Origin of the sequence: Trinickia sp. (assembly GCF_036503415.1) — a bacterium.
In the GTDB taxonomy this organism is placed as follows: domain Bacteria; phylum Pseudomonadota; class Gammaproteobacteria; order Burkholderiales; family Burkholderiaceae; genus Trinickia.
Genome location: NZ_DASXWY010000127.1, coordinates 1 through 15,585 on the forward strand (window position 1 = coordinate 1; position 15,585 = coordinate 15,585).

Here is a 15,585-nt window from a genome sequence, read left to right on the forward strand (position 1 = left end):
AGATCGAACCACTCGAGTGCGTTGCCGATGGATGTTGCAACGACTGCCCGCCACACGCCATTGCGCGCCGTGGCCGGTCGTGCCGTCAAAGTCTCGCCCATGCTTGCCTCCTGGGTTGTTTTAGGGGAGCAGTGCCGCGGCAAGTATCTATCGCAAATTTGCGGCGCGCAACGGAGGAGCGGCAGGTGTCGAAGCGAAAAAAAGCCGCCCCGGCTGGATGCGCGAAGCGGCTCGTTCCCTGAGCGCCGGGTCTGAAGCCCGTGCTGAGCGGTTATTGCTGCTTGATACCCTCGGCTTGGATGCGCAGCGCCGTTTCCATCTTGAACCCGTACTTCTTGCCCATATCGATGCCGAATTCATCGCGATCGAACATCGTGCTGGCCTCGACACCGCATACCTCGCGCTTGAGCATCGGATGCGGCATGCACTTGAACGAATCGATCTTCAGATTCACGGGCTTCGTGACGCCGTGCAGCGTCAGCGTGCCGATGACTTCGACGGGCTTGTCGCCGTCGAACTTGATCTCGGTGCCCTTGTACGTCGCGGTCGGATATTTCGCGACATCGAAGAACTCATTGCCGACGAGGTGCTCGTCGAGCTTCTTGTTGCCGGTATCGATCGAAGCCGCATCGATCGTGACGTCGACCGTGCCCGTCTTCGCCTGGCGATCGAGCGTCACCGTGCCGGAGCTCTTCGTGAACTTGCCACGCCAGACCGAGAGACCGCCGAAATGATCGGCCGCGAAACTCGGATAGGTGTGATTCGGGTCCAACTGGTACGTATCGGCAGCGAATGCGGTGCCCGAAATCGAGGCGGCAAGTGCCGCGGCGATGAGCAGATTGCTTTTCATTGATTCTCCTGATGCGTGCCGCCATCCGGGCGGCGAAAAGGGTTGATTGCGTACGGCGAAACCCAGCTCGGGGAGTTCAGCCCTTCTTGGCAGCGGCAACGATATGGAACTTGATGGTCACGTCGTCGGCCACGACCGACGTATCCTTCCACTCGCCCGTCCCCACGTCGAACGCGGAACGCTTGATCGGCAACGCGCCATCGAAGACCTGCGTCGCGCCTTGCTGTGTCACGGTCACGGGCACGACAACGTTCTGGCTCTTGCCCTTGATCGTCAGTTTGCCCGTCACGTTGTACTTGTTGCCGCCTGCCGGCGCGATGGCACTCGAGACGAAGGTCGCGCTCGGGTAAGTCTTCGCATCGAACCAGTCCTTGCCGGCTACCTGCTGGTTGTACTCTTTGTCGCCGAGATCGTAGCTCGCCACATCGATGGTGAATTGGGCGTTGCCCGTCGTGGGCTTGGCCGGATCGAAGCTGATTTGCGCCGTGAACTTCGTGAACTTGCCGTCCACGGGCACGTTCATCTGCTTGGAGGTCGCGACGATCGAGCTCTTCGCGGTATCGACCTGTGCCTGGGCCAGACCGGCGGCGGCCATCGACGCCGCGGCGAACGCCGCCAGCATGTAGCGGTAAAACGATGCTTTCATTGTCATTTCCGTTCAGAGATCACTTGAGAAACGGAATCATCCGGGAGAGCAGCTTGTCCCGGTCGATCCACTGATGCTTGAGCGCGGCCGCCACGTGCGCCAGCACGAGAATGCCGAGTCCGTAATCGAGCGTAATATGCGCGGTCTTGAGGATCGCTTTCCACTCCGGGTTCGGATCGATGATGCGGGGCAACGGAATGAGCCCGAGATAGACGACGGGCACGTTCGCGGCCGAGCTATAGAGGTACCCCGTAACGGGGACCGCAATCATCAGCAGGTACAGCAGCCCGTGCACGGCGTTCGCAGCCGCGCGCTGCCAGGCGCTCATGCCGGACGGCAGCGGCGGCGCCTCGTGCGTCAGACGCCACAGGACGCGCACGAGCGCCAACGCGAACACGGTCACCCCAATCCACTTGTGCCACGAAAAATAGCGCAGCTTCTCGGGGGTGAAACCGGGAATGCGGGTCATGATCCAGCCGATCGTGAATCCGCTCACGATCAAAAGCGCGATCACCCAGTGAAAGGCGATTGCAATACGCGTATATCCGTCTGATCGCGCAAAGGAAGGCTGACGTTTGGTCTGCATGGCAAGGCATCGAGTGACATGAAAGCGGGCCCGCTACCCGGATACTGATGAAACGAATATGTCCCGCTTGCTATTCCAACGGGCGCCATCGTACCGCAACCTGAAAATACGTGCGGGATCGCAAACGGGCTTCTCGCCGGCGGCCGCTGCCCGCTGCAAAGTGCCCACGCGCCGCGCCGATCGACCCAATCGTTCGATCGGCGAGCCCGTCCGCGGGACGCGCGGCGCCCCCTCGAATGTCCATTTGGTAAGATGGGCGCGGACTTGCGGCACATCCGCACATCGCGCGGACGCACCGCGGCCCGCGTTGAAACCAGGACGAAAGCCCGCCGCCCATGAATCGCTTGGATCTGATTGCATGCCACGAATGCGACGCACTGTTGCGAAAACCGCATCATGCGCAGCAGATGAACACGCGTTGCCCGCGCTGCGCGGCGTTGCTTTTTCGCTCGAGCGCAACCCGCCTCGACCTGATCGCCGCGCTCGCGGTCGCCGCCCTGATCACCTTCCTGATCGCGCAAGGCTTTCCGATCGTCGAACTCGATCTGAATGGCACGACTTCCCAGACCACGCTGATCGGTGCGATCGGCGTGCTATGGAACGATGGGATGGAACTCGTCGCCGTGGCCGTCTTTTGTTCGACGTTTCTATTTCCGCTCGTGGAACTCGTCGCGCTGCTCTATGTGCTGATGCCGGTTCGCTCGGGCGTCGTGCCGCCCGCCTTCGATCTGGTTTTGCGGACCATCCAGTTCGTTCGGCCGTGGGGGATGGTCGAGGTCCTGATGCTCGGCATCCTCGTCACGATCGTCAAGATGACGAGCCTCGCCCGCGTGGTGCCCGAGGCCGCGCTCTTCGCGTTCGGCGGGCTGACGCTGATGCTGGCCGTCGTCGTCATGTTCGATCCGCGCGCGCTCTGGGATATCGCGGACGTCCTGCGCCCGTCCTCGGCGCCCCGTACACGCACGCAGGGCGGCATCCCGCGTGCGTCGGCGCACCGCCGATAGACGCCCGATGAGCTATCTCACCGCGGCCCGCGCTGGATTCATCGCCTGCCACGCATGCGGCAACGTCGAAGTCCGCGCTGCGCCGCGCCGCGCGCGACAGCATTGCTCGCGCTGCGGCGCCGCGCTTCATCAGCGTCAGGCGAACAGTATTTCGCGCACCTGGGCGCTTTTGATCGCGGCGGCGTTGCTCTACATTCCCGCTAACCTGTTGCCCGTGCTCCATACGAGTTCGTTGTTCGGCGACCAGGACGACACGATCATGAGCGGCGTCGTCTATTTCTGGGTCTCCGGAGACTGGCCGCTTGCCATCATCGTCTTCGTTGCAAGCATTCTCGTACCGATGCTCAAGCTCACCGTGCTCGCGCTGCTCGCGATCACCGTCCAGCGGCGCACGCCGTGGCGCCCGCTCGAACGCACGCGGCTTTATCGGCTCGTCGAGCGCATCGGCCGCTGGTCGATGCTCGATGTCTTCGTCATCACGCTGACCGTCGCGCTCGTACGGTTCAAGTCTTTCGCCGTCATCACGGCCGGTTGGGGCGCGCTTGCGTTCGCCTCCGTGGTCGTGCTGACGATGCTCGCTTCGATGCAGTTCGATCCGCGCCTCATCTGGGACGCTGTGCACGACGAAAGCGGAGCCGATACCGCCGACAGTGCGCCACGCCGCCCGCCCGACTCAGGACCCTCATCATGACCAGTTCGCAAGGACAGCCCCCCAACGCCAACGGCGGTTCGCCCGGCGGCCCGGAGCTGCCGCCCGATTTGCCCGAGCCCCTGGCAGCGAAACGCAGCTGGCTGCCCTCGCTCGTCTGGCTCGTCCCGCTCGTTGCCGCGCTGATCGGTATCGGCCTCGTCGTCAAATCGGTGATCGATCGCGGGCCGACCATTACGATCAGTTTCTCGAGCGCCGAGGGCCTCGAGCCGGGCAAGACGAAGGTGAAGTACAAGGATGTCGATATCGGCGCGGTCAAAACGATACGCTTGTCGAAGGACCATCACCGCGTGCTCGTGGAAGTCGAGCTGACCAAGGAGGCCGAGGACTTCGCCGTCGAAGACACGAAATTCTGGATCGTGCGCCCGCGCATCGGTGCGAGCGGGGTAACGGGGCTCGGCACGCTGCTGTCCGGCTCGTACATCGGGGTGGACGCCGGCCGCTCGCGCAACGCGCAATCCGATTTCGTCGGGCTCGAAAAGCCGCCGGCCGTGACGGGCGACCTGCGGGGGCGCCGCTATACGCTGCAAGGCGGCTCGCTCGGCTCGCTCGATATCGGCTCGCCCGTCTATTACCGGCGCGTGCAAGTGGGACAAGTGGTCGGCTTCTCGCTCGACAAGGACGGCACCGGCGTGACGGTCGAGGTATTCGTCAATTCGCCCTACGATCAATATGTCGGCACCAATTCGCGCTGGTGGCATGCGAGCGGCGTCGATCTACGGCTCGATTCGAGCGGCCTGAAGCTCAATACGCAGTCGCTCGCCACCGTCATCGTCGGCGGCGTCGCGTTTCAGTCGCCGCCCGGGCAAGCCGTGGGCCAGGCCGCACCCGACGATGCGGTCTTCCGGCTCGCCAGCGACGAAAGCAGCGCAATGCGCGAGCCGGACGGTCCGCCGCTGTCGGTGGTCATGAACTTCAACCAATCGGTGCGCGGACTGTCCCCGGGCGCGACCGTCGATTTCCGCGGAATCGAGCTCGGGGAGGTGACGCGAATCGGCGTCGAGTACGATTCGAAGGCACGCAATTTCACGATGCCCGTCACGATGAACCTCTACCCCGACCGGCTCGGTCAGCAGTTCCGCGACGCCATTGCACGCGGCGGACCGACCGCGGGAATGGAACTGCTGGGCACGCTCGTCGCGCATGGGCTGCGCGGCCAGTTGCGTACCGGCAATCTGCTCACGAACCAGCTCTACGTTGCGCTCGATATTTTCCCGAACGCACCGCGGGCGTCGTTGGACATGCGGCATGCGCCGCTCGTATTGCCGACGGTGCCGAACACGCTCGAAGAGCTGCAGTTGCAGGTGGCCGACATCGCGAAAAAGATCGACAAGATCCCGTTCGACGAGATCAGCCAGAATCTGAACGGCACGCTGAAGAACGCCAACAACCTCTTCAAGCAGCTCGATACCGAACTCGCCCCGCAGGCGCGCGACACGCTGGCCGCGGCGCGGCAAACGTTCGGCGCGGCGCAGGCCACGCTGCAGCAGGATTCGCCGCTGCAATCGGATATGCATCAGGCGCTGAACCAACTCACGCAGACGCTGCAATCGCTGAACGCGCTCGCCGATTATCTCGAGCGGCATCCCGAATCGCTATTGCGCGGCAAAGCCAAGGATGGCCATCCATGACCTCCATTCGCACTTCCTACCGGGCCGGACTCGTTCGTGCCGCGGTCTGGGCCAGCGCCGCGGCGCTCGTTGGCTGCGCCTCGCCCACGAGCCGGTTCTATACGTTGAGCGGCGCGAATGCCGGCAGCGACGGAGTGGTGCCGGCAGCGGCCGCGCAACGTCAGACGACGGCTCCCGCGTTGTTGTTCGAGGTGCCCCCCGTCGACACGCCGGCCCAGGTTTCGCGCAACCAGCTCGTCGTGCAGGCCGGCGATGCACGCGTCGACGTGCTCGAGCAGGAACGCTGGGCCTCGGCGCCCGCCGATGAAATCCGCAGGGCGCTGTCGGGCGATCTGGCCGTGCGCCTCGGCTCGTTCGATGTGTATGGCGCGCCCTATCCGGCAGGCGTGCCGGTTTATCGCATCACGGTCAACGTGCGCCGCTTCGAATCATGGCCCGGTTCGCGCGCGGTGCTCGATGCGGTCTGGAGCGTGCGCGCCGTACGCACACAGGCCGTGCTGACCTGTCGAACCGTGGCGAGCGAGCCCGTCGAAACCGGCTATCCCGCGCTCGTCGATGGTCACCGCCGCGCCGTGGCACAGATGGCCGACGACATCGCGGCCGCCGTGCGCGCGTTGGCGGCGCGGCCGGCCGCTGCAGCGGGCGCGGCGGCAAGCGGCTGCGCGTCGGGAAGCCAGAGCGCTGTGAGCAGTTCGAACTGACCTGGCACAGCGCAGCAAGGCAGGACGCCGGCACGTCCGTCGCGGCAGCGCCGGATTGAAAACGGTTTCGCCGCCACTGCGCACGCTTGCGGTCGAGCCGCGCATTGAGGCGCCGGGACGCATGGATGAGGCGCGTACAATGGCGTCTTTGAATTACGCCTGTGCCTTATGTCCACCCCCACGCCGTTCGATTTTTTCGCCCCTTGTCCGCGCGGCCTCGAAGCCGCGCTCGCCGCCGAGCTCGCGGAAATCGGCGCCCGTCTGCAAACGGCTGGCGCTGCCGCCCCGTTCGAAGCCGGTGCCCAAGTGCCTGGCGGCGTACAGTTTCGCGGCGGCTGGGCGGTCGGCATGGCGGCCAATCTGCATTCGCGCATTGCCAGCCGCGTGCTGCTCAAGATCGCCGAGGGCTCCTATCGTAATGAACAGGACGTCTATGCGCTTGCTGCGGAGCAGCGCTGGGAGACCTGGTTTTCCGCGAACGAAACGCTGCGCGTGGATGTCACCGCGATCAAATCGCCGCTGCGCAGCCTCGAGTTCACCACGCTGCGCGTGAAGGATGCGGTGTGCGACCGTCTGCGCAGCGTGAGCGGCGCGCGTCCGAGCATCGACACGGCACAGCCCGACGTCCGCGTGTCCGCGTTTCTGACCGCCGATCTTTGCACCCTTTATCTCGATACTTCGGGCGAACCGCTGTTCAAGCGCGGTTGGCGGCTCGACAAGGGCGCCGCGCCGCTGCGCGAGAACCTCGCCGCGGGCATCCTGCGCGTGGCGGGCTGGACGCCGGGCACGCCGCTTTACGATCCGATGTGCGGCAGCGGCACGTTCCTTGCCGAAGCGGCGCAGATGTCGCTCGGCATCGCACCCGGCGTCGAGCGCCGCTTCGGTTTCGAGAAGCTGAAGCAATACGACGTTGCCGCCTGGCAGGCGATGAAAGTCGAGGCGATGGACGCCAAACGCGCGGCACGGGCATCGAATTCGGCCGACCTGCGCATCTTCGGCAGCGATATCTCGGGCGACATGCTGGAGAAGGCTCGCGCAAACCTCGAACGGGCTGGGTTGCCGTCGATCTCGCTGAAGCAGCTCGACGCGCGGGCGATCACGCCGCCGATCGCGGCCCCTGGTATCGTCGTCGCGAATCCGCCCTATGGGGAGCGGCTGACGGTACGCGGCCGTGGCCCGCGCGGGGAACTGCGGGAGCCGCGTGAAAACGCGGAAGGTTTTCGCCGCGCTCACGAAGAGACGCCCGATGCGGAGTTCTTTCAGGCGTTCGGCGATGCACTCAAGCAGCGCTTCGCGGGCTGGAGCGCTTTCGTGTTGACGGCGGATCGCAAGCTTCCCGGGCTCATGCGCCTACGCGAATCGACGAAGACGCCGCTTTTCAACGGTCCGCTCGAGTGCCGGCTCTTTCGCTTCGATCTCGTCACGGGCAGCGTGAAGTCGCGGCCAGCGCGCGATTAGTGCTTCCCCGCCCCTCGATGCGATAGGGGTCAGGGAACGCCATTCGTCGCGCCTGCGCCCCTCTTGAAATCTCCACTTTCTGCACTATCTTAGGTTTCGCTCAGGCAGTCGCGGTTCACGCGCTGCGTGTTTCGATTTGTTTGTCAGCGGGCTTCCTCGCGGACGGATGGACTGGAGCGCGTAGTCCGGTCCAGTTCCGTGCGGGCCCCCCGGAAAGGAGCCAATCATGAGCGATCTTTTCTTCGACGCCAATCTGCTGGGCGAGCTCGATCGCCTGCAAAGGCAGATGACGAACCTCTTCGCGGGGTTCCCCGCGAGTCTGCGCGCCACGCGCTTCGACGCCTTCCCTCCCATCAACATCGGCACGACCGACGAATCGGTCGAGATCGTCGCATTCGCGCCGGGGCTCGATCCGGCCACGATCGACGTTTCGATCGACAAGGGTCTGCTCACGATCAGCGGCGAGCGCAAACGCACCGAGCCGGAATCGTCCGACGAGACACGCGTCTACGCCGAGGAGCGCTTCGTCGGCGCATTCCGGCGCGTCGTGGAACTCCCGCAGCACGCCGACCCGGACAAGGTCAGCGCGCGCTACGTGGACGGGTGCCTGTCGATCAGCGTCGGCAAGTCCGAAGCGTCGAAGCCGCGTTCGGTCACCGTGCAATAAACGCGGCGACGCACGAAACAGCACATTGGACCGGTGGGGCGACCCGCCCAAGGCATTACGGAGGACATCATGAATGACACAACCAAGCTGGCCACCCAGGCCGGAGGGAGCAGCACGACCGTGACGAAACCGGGGAACGGACAGACCGCAACGCGTCAAGTGCGCCTCGCGCCGGACGTGGATATCTTCGAAGACCGTCATGGCATTACGCTCTATGCAGATTTACCGGGCGTACCGCGCGAAAAACTCGATGTGCGCGTACAGGACGGCAGTCTGACGATCGAGGCGGAAGCGGTCGTGCCGACCCCGGCCGGCTTGCGTCTACAGCACGCGGAGATACGCCACCCGCACTTCGCGCGCGCGTTCACGCTGAGCCCGGACTTCGACGTATCGCGTATCGACGCACAACTGCGCGACGGCGTACTGAAGCTGACGATTCCGCGCCGCGACGAAGCGAAGCCGCGGCGCATCGAGATCAGCGTCGGCTGATCGGCGGTTGGCGCTGCATTTCCGTGCTTTGCGAACCGCGCGACGGTGGTATCGCGCGGTTGCGCGTGCGGTCGCTCGCCGATGAGGGTTCCGCAGCCGCCCTCATTCTGCCTGCGTGACGCACGCGCCCCCGGCGGTGACGATTCGGTCCGCAACGGAACGCAGGAACGCGGGAAGCTCGACGGCGGTTAAAGGCCGGCTCAACAGGAACCCCTGCATCTGATCGCAGGCAAGCTCGCGCAACGTCAGGAACTGCGACTCCGTCTCGACGCCTTCCGCCACGACTTCGATCTGCAACGCGCGCGCGAGTGTCATGACGGCCGACAGCAATGCGCTGCCGCGCCGGCCGCCGGCGACGAGATCGCGCATGAACGAGCCGTCGACCTTTATCTGGTCGAACCTGAAGCGCTGTAGATAGGCGAGGCTCGAGTATCCGGTGCCAAAATCGTCTATCGCGACGGTATAGCCGCGCGACTGCAGCGCTTCGATCGTGCGGCTCGTCTTCTCGATGTTCTGCATCGCCGTTGTTTCCGTGATCTCGAACATCAGGCGACGGGGATCGACGCCGGCTGCGCCGATCAGCGTGTCGATCCGGGCCACCAGGTCTTGCACGTTGAACTGGATCGGCGAAAGGTTCACCGCCACACATACCGGGGGCAGCCCTTGCGCATCCCATAGCGCGATATTGCTGCAGACCTCCCGCACTACCCAGTCGCCGATCCCGACGATGAGGCCCGAGCGTTCCGCGATGGGAATGAACTCGAGCGGAGGAATCTCGCCGAGTTCGGGATGGCGCCAGCGAATCAGTGCCTCCACGCCCGTCACCGATTGCGACGCAACGCTGAACTTCGGCTGAAACGACACGCTGAGTTCGCCGCCCGTCAACGCACGATGCAGATCGCGTTGCAGAATCAGCGATTTGAGGGTGGTATGGTTCATCTGCGGCTCGAACACCCGGAACGTGTTGCGCCCGCTTTGCTTCGCGACGTACATCGCGGCGTCCGCACTGTGCAGCAGTTCGCCGGCATTGCTGCCGTCACGAGGATAGAACGCAACGCCGACGCTTGCGCTCACGCGCAGCGGCAATCCGTTGACGTCGATCTCCTGGCTTAGCCGCCGCAAGACGCCATTGGCAAGCGCCTCGGCGGACGACGGCTCGACCACGTGCTCGACCACGATCACGAATTCATCTCCGCCGAGCCGGGCGACCATGGCGGTCGGGGGGACGTCCTGGCGTAGACGCTCGGCGCACGCTTTAAGCAGGTCGTCGCCGACGCTGTGGCCGAGCGAATCGTTGATCGACTTGAAGCCGTCGAGATCGATGAAGAGCACGGCGAATGGCGATTCTCTGCGCGAGCATTCGGCGATCGCCTGCGCGATGCGCAACGAAAGTTGCTGGCGGTTCGGGAGATTCGTCAGCGCGTCGTGCGTACCGAGGTAATGCAGTTGCCGGTTCGCGCGCCGCAGCGAGATCGAGAGGCTGCTCGTATGGAAGCCAAGCAATGCGAGTGTGCCGACCAGCACGGTGAACGATGTCGCGGTGACGATGAGCGCAAGCCAGCGCGCATCGAGCTTGCCGACGGAGAGGCAAATACTGCCGGCGGCGAAATCGGCCGCGCTCATGCCGACATAATGCATTCCGGTGATCGCGAGCGCCATGATGAAGGCTGCGCCGAGCCGCTTGACCACGACGTTCTGCACGTCCGATGCGCGCAGTGTGAAGGCGAGCCAAAGCGCCGCCATCGAAGCGGCGATCGCCACGCCCACCGACAGCGCGACTCTCCAGATCGTGTAGGCGATTCCCGGCGACATCTGCATCGCGTGCATGCCGGTGAAGTGCATCGCGGCCACGCCGATGCCCATGACGGTCCCTGCAATGCACAGGCGCGCGCTCGACAGCACGCCGCGGCTCGCCGTGGCAAGCGCAATCAGCGACACGCCGATCGCGAGGAACAGCGACGCTGTCGTGGCGGCCAGATCGTAGCCAACCTCGACGGGCAGCGAGAACGCGAGCATGCCGATGAAGTGCATCGACCAGATACCCACGCCCATCGACACCGCGCCACCCGCGAGCCATAGCGGCCGCCGTTTGGCGCCCGCGAGCGTATTCAGGCCGCCGGACAATTCCACTGCCGTGTAGGACGCAAGGAATGCAACCACCAGCGACAGGCAGACCAGCAGCGGGTTGTAGACCCCGGTCATCGGCTCTCTCTTCGTTAGTATCAGTCAGTCTCGTGCGACTGTGTCTTGGTGCGGTTCAGCCTCAAAGGGTGGCACCACATCGGCGCGCGGCGCACTGTATCCAGATTGTTGTATCGACAAATTGGCGGATTACTTTATCCGTAAGAACCGCACCCCGATGGGTGCCGCAGCGATGCAACGGAGACCGCCATTGCCGGACCTCCCCACCCGGACGGCCCCGCCGCCACCTCTACTGACAGAACGCTGTCAGCAGCGCCGCCTCAGACTGTCTCTCACGCGCCGTCCGGCGCACTGTCCGGCACACCGCCGCCCCCCGATGGAGACTGTCATGACCGCTGTCGCTGCTGCCACTCGCGTTATCGCCTGGTTCGAACTTCCGGCCGTCGATCTCGAACGCGCCGCCCGTTTTTACGAAGCCGCGCTCGGCATCGAATTGAACCGTGAAGTCGTCGGCGGGGTGCCGATGGCAGTATTCCCTCACGAAGACGGTGCAACCGGCGGTTGCATCGTCAACAACCCCCAGCAGTTGCGGCCCGCTCAACCCGGTGACGGCGCCCTCGTCTATCTGAATGCCGAACCGTCGTTGCAAGCCACGCTCAAACGCATCGAAAAAGCCGGTGGCAAGCAGGACGGCTCGCTGGTCGAGCTGCCGAACGGGTATGGCTACATCGGATTTTTCATCGACTGCGAGGGCAACCGGGTCGGTCTTCATTCGCTCGAACTACGCTGATGCGTGTCAGGCGTGGCCGTTCACTCCGCGACTGATGGGTGACGGCCCGCGCTATCATCGCGCCATACCGAGCCCGGGCCACCGGCCCGGCCTCGCCCTGGGCCATTTCGCTACCGTTAGCCGAGTCCGTCCGCCATGAGTCGCCGAGCCGACCGCCTGTTCCAGATCGCCGAGTTGCTGCGCGGGCGGCGCCTGACGACGGCGCAGCAACTCGCGGAATGGCTCGGCGTCTCGCCGCGCACCGTTTATCGCGACGTTCGAGATCTGCAGCTATCGGGGGTGCCGATCGAAGGAGAGGCGGGCATCGGCTACCGGCTTTCGCGCACGGCAAGTCTGCCGCCGCTCACCTTCACGCCCGACGAACTCGCGGCACTGGCAGCCGGCGCCCGCATGATCGAAACCTGGGGCGGCGCGGGTCTCGCGGCCGGTGCCCGCAGCGCGCTCGCGAAAGTGGCTTCGGCCATGCCGGCCGACAAGCGCGCGACACTTGAGCGCCTTGCCGTTTTCGCGCCCTCGTATCACATCGATCGCCAGTTCTCGCAAAACGTCGATGCGCTCCATCGTGCCGTCGATACCCGACACGTCGTGAGCTTTTCGTACCGGGACAAGAAAGGGGCCGAGACCGAGCGGCGCATCTGGCCGCTCAGCCTCGTCTATTGGGGTGGGCAATGGACGGTCGGGGCATGGTGCGAACTGCGCGAAGACTTCCGCAATTTCGACATCTCGCGCATGGTCGATGTCACGCCGCACGAGGGGTTTCCCGATATGGCAGGCCGGCGGCTCGCGGACTACCTGCGGCACGTCGAAGCGCCCTCGTCGGCATGATGTCGAAGGGCGTACGCGCCGAAGTGCGGCGGCCGAGCTATGCACACGACAGACTCGGCCGTACCCCGCATCTCAGTCGACCGACTTCACCATATCCTCGATGACCTTCTTCGCGTCGCCGAACACCATCATCGTCTTGTCCATATAGAACAGCTCATTGTCGAGCCCCGCATATCCGGCGGCCATCGAGCGCTTGTTGACGATGACGGTACGAGCCTTGTAGGCCTCGATGATCGGCATTCCCGCAATGGGCGACGCCGGGTCGTTCTTCGCCGCGGGATTCACGACGTCGTTGGCGCCCAGCACGAGCACGACATCGGTCTGGCCGAACTCGTTGTTGATGTCCTCCATTTCGAAGACGAGATCGTAGGGCACCTCGGCCTCGGCGAGCAGCACATTCATATGCCCCGGCATGCGGCCCGCGACAGGGTGGATCGCATAACGCACATCGACGCCTTTCTCGATGAGCTTGTCGGTCAGCTCCTTCAGCGCATGCTGCGCACGCGCGACGGCAAGACCGTAGCCCGGCACGATCACGACGTTCTCCGCATTGCCGAGCATGAACGAGGCATCTTCGGCCGACCCAGACTTCACGGGCCGCTGCTCGGCCGGGCCGCCCGCCGCGGCCGCGCCCGGTTCGGCGCCGAAGCCGCCCAGCAGTACGTTGAAGAACGACCGGTTCATCGCGTGACACATGATGTACGAGAGAATCGCACCGGACGAGCCGACGAGCGAACCCGCCACGATCAGCATCGCGTTGTTCAGCGAGAAACCGATGCCGGCCGCCGCCCATCCCGAGTACGAGTTCAGCATCGAGACGACGACGGGCATGTCGGCCCCGCCGATCGGAATGATGATGAGCACGCCGAGCGCGAAGGCGATCAGCGTCATGATGATGAACGGCAACCACGACTGCGTGAGAAAGAAGATGATGCCGAAGCCGAGCATGCCGAGCGCGAGCATCAGATTGATCAGATGCTGGCCCGCATAGACGACGGGCGCGCCTTGAAAGAGTCGAAACTTGTACTTGCCCGAGAGCTTGCCGAACGCAATCACCGATCCCGAGAACGTGATGGCACCGACGAAAGTGCCGATGAAGAGCTCGATCCGGTTGCCGAACGGCAGATAGCCCGCGTAGGGCGCATCGGGCGGCACGAGCCCGAACGCGGCCGGCTCCGACACCACCGCGTAGGCAATGGCGACTGCGGCGAGACCGATCAGCGAATGCATCGCGGCAACGAGTTCGGGCATCTTCGTCATTTCGACGCGAGCCGCCACGAACGCCCCCACCGCGCCGCCGACGACGAGCGCGGCGAACAGCAGCCCGAGCCCGAGCGCGAGGTTCGAGCCCAGCAGCGCTGCTTCTCTGACGATCAGCGCAACCGTGGTAAGGATCGCAATCGCCATCCCGGCCATGCCGAATGCATTGCCCGCGCGTGCGCTCTTCGGATTCGAGAGGCCCTTGAGCGCCTGAATGAAACAGACGGAGGCGACGAGATACAGGAGCGTAACGACGTTCATGCTCATTTACGCACCCTCCTTCGCCAGTTTTTTCGGTTCTTTTCTCTTGAACATCTCGAGCATGCGCCGTGTCACGAGAAAGCCGCCGAACACGTTCACTGCCGCGAGCAGCACGGCCAGCGTGCCGAAGAACTTGCCGGCGCCGCCGACGGTGAGCCCGGTCGCCAGCATCGCGCCGACGATCACGATTGCCGAAATCGCATTGGTCACGGCCATGAGCGGGGTATGCAGCGCAGGCGTGACGTTCCAGACCACGTGATAGCCGACATAGACGGCCAGCACGAAGATGATCAGATTGATGACCGTGTGATTGATGATTTCCATCGCCGGCTCCTTAGGATGTGCGCGTGGTCGCACCGTCGCGGGCAATCAGCGTTGCCGCGACGATGTCGTCGGTCAGGTCGATGTTCAGCGCGCCTTCTTTCGTCACGATCAGCTTGAGGAAATCGAAGAGGTTGCGCGCGTAGAGCGAGGATGCGTCGGCGGCGACCATGGCCGGCAGGTTCGTGTGACCGACGATCGTCACACCATGTTTCGTCACGACGCGGTCGGCCTCCGTCAGCGGACAATTGCCGCCGCGCTGACCGGGGCGGTCCGCCAGCTCGGGGCCGCGCCCTGCCGCCAGATCGACGACAACGGACCCCGGCCGCATGGCCTTGACCGTCTCCTCCGACAGCAGCGTCGGCGCGTCCCGTCCCGGGATCAGCGCGGTCGTGATGACGATGTCGGCAAGCTTGGCGCGCTCGTGGACCTGCTGCGCCTGGCGCGCGAGCCAGCTGGCCGGCATCGGCCGCGCATACCCGCCAACGCCTTCGGCCGCATCGCGCTCTTCCTGGGTTTCGTAAGGCACCTCGACGAATTTAGCGCCGAGCGATTCGATTTGCTCCTTGACGGCCGGCCGCACGTCGGACGCCTCGATGACCGCACCGAGGCGCTTCGCCGTCGCAATGGCCTGCAGCCCGGCCACGCCCGCACCGAGCACGAGCACGCGCGCGGCCTTGACCGTGCCCGCGGCCGTCATCAGCATCGCCATGAAACGCGGATAGAGATCGGCCGCAACGAGTACGGCTTTGTAGCCCGCGATATTGGCTTGCGAGGACAGCACGTCGAGGCTTTGTGCGCGCGTCGTGCGCGGCGCGGCCTCGAGCGCGAACGCGGTGACGCCGGCTTCGGCCAGGCGCGCGGCATTTTCGGCGTTGAACGGTTCGAGCATGCCGACTACGACGGCGCCGCGCTTCATCATCGCGAGTTCCGCCGGCTGCGGCGATTGCACCTTGAGGACGAGTTCGGCGCCGAACGCGGCGGCCGCGTCGGCAAGCTCCGCGCCCGCGGCGGCGAACGCGTCGTCGGTCAAGCTCGCGGCACTTCCCGCTCCGCGCTCGATCGTGACACGATGTCCGGCCGCGACGTACTTCTTGACCGTCTCGGGCGTCGCGGCCACGCGCGCTTCATGCGCGCGCGTTTCGGCTGGCACTCCGATGTGCATCGTTCAATCCTCCTCACCTTCTCGTTCATCAAGCAAAGCGAAGACAGGCCGACCACGCACGCCGGCTCCATCTGTCGAGA

16 protein-coding genes are annotated in these 15,585 nt (G+C 64.7%); 9 read left to right on the forward strand and 7 right to left on the reverse strand.

The genetic code is table 11. The features are described from left to right. Positions 1-271: 271 nt before the first annotated feature. The 3 genes from VGL01_RS16010 to VGL01_RS16020 form a co-directional block, all read right to left on the reverse strand. Positions 272-850: a YceI family protein gene (locus VGL01_RS16010; RefSeq protein ID WP_331570979.1), complete on the reverse strand. Its 579-nt coding sequence runs from the start codon at positions 848-850 to the stop codon at positions 272-274. A 76-nt stretch (positions 851-926) separates the two neighbouring features. Then, positions 927-1,496: a YceI family protein gene (locus VGL01_RS16015; protein ID WP_331570981.1), complete on the reverse strand. Its 570-nt coding sequence runs from the start codon at positions 1,494-1,496 to the stop codon at positions 927-929. Positions 1,497-1,515: 19 nt separating this feature from the next. Then, positions 1,516-2,082 (reverse strand): cytochrome b, encoded by a 567-nt coding sequence (locus VGL01_RS16020; RefSeq protein WP_331570983.1) that lies wholly within the window; start codon positions 2,080-2,082, stop codon positions 1,516-1,518. A 335-nt stretch (positions 2,083-2,417) separates the two neighbouring features. Here VGL01_RS16020 and VGL01_RS16025 point away from each other — a divergent pair, with 335 nt between their 5' ends. The 7 genes from VGL01_RS16025 to VGL01_RS16055 all read left to right on the forward strand — a co-directional run bounded on the left by VGL01_RS16025 (position 2,418) and on the right by VGL01_RS16055 (position 8,741). Further along, positions 2,418-3,086 carry a paraquat-inducible protein A gene (locus tag VGL01_RS16025; RefSeq protein ID WP_331570985.1) on the forward strand — a complete coding sequence of 223 codons (669 nt, stop codon included), beginning with the start codon at positions 2,418-2,420 and terminating at the stop codon, positions 3,084-3,086. A 7-nt stretch (positions 3,087-3,093) separates the two neighbouring features. Then, positions 3,094-3,777, forward strand: coding sequence for a paraquat-inducible protein A (locus VGL01_RS16030; protein ID WP_331570986.1), 684 nt, complete (start codon positions 3,094-3,096; stop codon positions 3,775-3,777). Beyond that, on the forward strand, positions 3,774-5,426 hold the full coding sequence (locus VGL01_RS16035; protein WP_331570988.1) for an intermembrane transport protein PqiB: 1,653 nt from the start codon (positions 3,774-3,776) through the stop codon (positions 5,424-5,426). The genes VGL01_RS16030 and VGL01_RS16035 overlap by 4 nt, the downstream gene beginning before the upstream one ends. Then, positions 5,423-6,127, forward strand: a complete 705-nt coding sequence (locus VGL01_RS16040) for a PqiC family protein (protein ID WP_331570990.1) — start codon at positions 5,423-5,425, stop codon at positions 6,125-6,127. The genes VGL01_RS16035 and VGL01_RS16040 overlap by 4 nt, the downstream gene beginning before the upstream one ends. A gap of 168 nt (positions 6,128-6,295) precedes the next feature. Continuing rightward, positions 6,296-7,585, forward strand: a complete 1,290-nt coding sequence (locus VGL01_RS16045) for a class I SAM-dependent RNA methyltransferase (protein WP_331570992.1) — start codon at positions 6,296-6,298, stop codon at positions 7,583-7,585. A gap of 226 nt (positions 7,586-7,811) precedes the next feature. After that, positions 7,812-8,252: an Hsp20/alpha crystallin family protein gene (locus VGL01_RS16050; protein ID WP_331570994.1), complete on the forward strand. Its 441-nt coding sequence runs from the start codon at positions 7,812-7,814 to the stop codon at positions 8,250-8,252. Positions 8,253-8,321: 69 nt separating this feature from the next. Continuing rightward, on the forward strand, positions 8,322-8,741 hold the full coding sequence (locus VGL01_RS16055; RefSeq protein ID WP_331570996.1) for an Hsp20/alpha crystallin family protein: 420 nt from the start codon (positions 8,322-8,324) through the stop codon (positions 8,739-8,741). Positions 8,742-8,843: 102 nt separating this feature from the next. On the opposite strand, the gene VGL01_RS16060 is transcribed toward VGL01_RS16055, so the two are convergent. Next, positions 8,844-10,943, reverse strand: coding sequence for a putative bifunctional diguanylate cyclase/phosphodiesterase (locus VGL01_RS16060; protein ID WP_331570998.1), 2,100 nt, complete (start codon positions 10,941-10,943; stop codon positions 8,844-8,846). A gap of 328 nt (positions 10,944-11,271) precedes the next feature. On the opposite strand from VGL01_RS16060, the gene VGL01_RS16065 reads away from it, so the two are divergent. Then, complete coding sequence (locus VGL01_RS16065) at positions 11,272-11,673, forward strand: VOC family protein (RefSeq protein WP_254366727.1); 402 nt, start codon at positions 11,272-11,274, stop codon at positions 11,671-11,673. A 135-nt stretch (positions 11,674-11,808) separates the two neighbouring features. Beyond that, positions 11,809-12,498: a YafY family protein gene (locus VGL01_RS16070; protein ID WP_331571000.1), complete on the forward strand. Its 690-nt coding sequence runs from the start codon at positions 11,809-11,811 to the stop codon at positions 12,496-12,498. 72 nt (positions 12,499-12,570) lie between these two features. On the opposite strand, the gene VGL01_RS16075 is transcribed toward VGL01_RS16070, so the two are convergent. From VGL01_RS16075 to VGL01_RS16085, 3 genes are read right to left on the reverse strand one after another with little or no spacing between them, the layout of a single operon-like run. Next, positions 12,571-14,025 (reverse strand): NAD(P)(+) transhydrogenase (Re/Si-specific) subunit beta, encoded by a 1,455-nt coding sequence (locus tag VGL01_RS16075; RefSeq protein ID WP_331571002.1) that lies wholly within the window; start codon positions 14,023-14,025, stop codon positions 12,571-12,573. Then, entirely contained in the window at positions 14,026-14,343 is a 318-nt protein-coding gene (locus VGL01_RS16080; protein WP_331571004.1) for an NAD(P) transhydrogenase subunit alpha, read from the reverse strand. 10 nt (positions 14,344-14,353) lie between these two features. Next, complete coding sequence (locus tag VGL01_RS16085) at positions 14,354-15,505, reverse strand: Re/Si-specific NAD(P)(+) transhydrogenase subunit alpha (RefSeq protein ID WP_331571006.1); 1,152 nt, start codon at positions 15,503-15,505, stop codon at positions 14,354-14,356. Positions 15,506-15,585: the final 80 nt, after the last annotated feature.

Coding starts and splice junctions, on each gene's coding strand:
- VGL01_RS16010 (WP_331570979.1), bottom strand. CDS start 850: ATGAAAAGCAATCTGCTCATCGCCGCGGCACTTGCCGCCTCGATTTCG.
- VGL01_RS16015 (WP_331570981.1), bottom strand. CDS start 1,496: ATGAAAGCATCGTTTTACCGCTACATGCTGGCGGCGTTCGCCGCGGCG.
- VGL01_RS16020 (WP_331570983.1), bottom strand. CDS start 2,082: ATGCAGACCAAACGTCAGCCTTCCTTTGCGCGATCAGACGGATATACG.
- VGL01_RS16025 (WP_331570985.1), top strand. CDS start 2,418: ATGAATCGCTTGGATCTGATTGCATGCCACGAATGCGACGCACTGTTG.
- VGL01_RS16030 (WP_331570986.1), top strand. CDS start 3,094: ATGAGCTATCTCACCGCGGCCCGCGCTGGATTCATCGCCTGCCACGCA.
- VGL01_RS16035 (WP_331570988.1), top strand. CDS start 3,774: ATGACCAGTTCGCAAGGACAGCCCCCCAACGCCAACGGCGGTTCGCCC.
- VGL01_RS16040 (WP_331570990.1), top strand. CDS start 5,423: ATGACCTCCATTCGCACTTCCTACCGGGCCGGACTCGTTCGTGCCGCG.
- VGL01_RS16045 (WP_331570992.1), top strand. CDS start 6,296: ATGTCCACCCCCACGCCGTTCGATTTTTTCGCCCCTTGTCCGCGCGGC.
- VGL01_RS16050 (WP_331570994.1), top strand. CDS start 7,812: ATGAGCGATCTTTTCTTCGACGCCAATCTGCTGGGCGAGCTCGATCGC.
- VGL01_RS16055 (WP_331570996.1), top strand. CDS start 8,322: ATGAATGACACAACCAAGCTGGCCACCCAGGCCGGAGGGAGCAGCACG.
- VGL01_RS16060 (WP_331570998.1), bottom strand. CDS start 10,943: ATGACCGGGGTCTACAACCCGCTGCTGGTCTGCCTGTCGCTGGTGGTT.
- VGL01_RS16065 (WP_254366727.1), top strand. CDS start 11,272: ATGACCGCTGTCGCTGCTGCCACTCGCGTTATCGCCTGGTTCGAACTT.
- VGL01_RS16070 (WP_331571000.1), top strand. CDS start 11,809: ATGAGTCGCCGAGCCGACCGCCTGTTCCAGATCGCCGAGTTGCTGCGC.
- VGL01_RS16075 (WP_331571002.1), bottom strand. CDS start 14,025: ATGAGCATGAACGTCGTTACGCTCCTGTATCTCGTCGCCTCCGTCTGT.
- VGL01_RS16080 (WP_331571004.1), bottom strand. CDS start 14,343: ATGGAAATCATCAATCACACGGTCATCAATCTGATCATCTTCGTGCTG.
- VGL01_RS16085 (WP_331571006.1), bottom strand. CDS start 15,505: ATGCACATCGGAGTGCCAGCCGAAACGCGCGCGCATGAAGCGCGCGTG.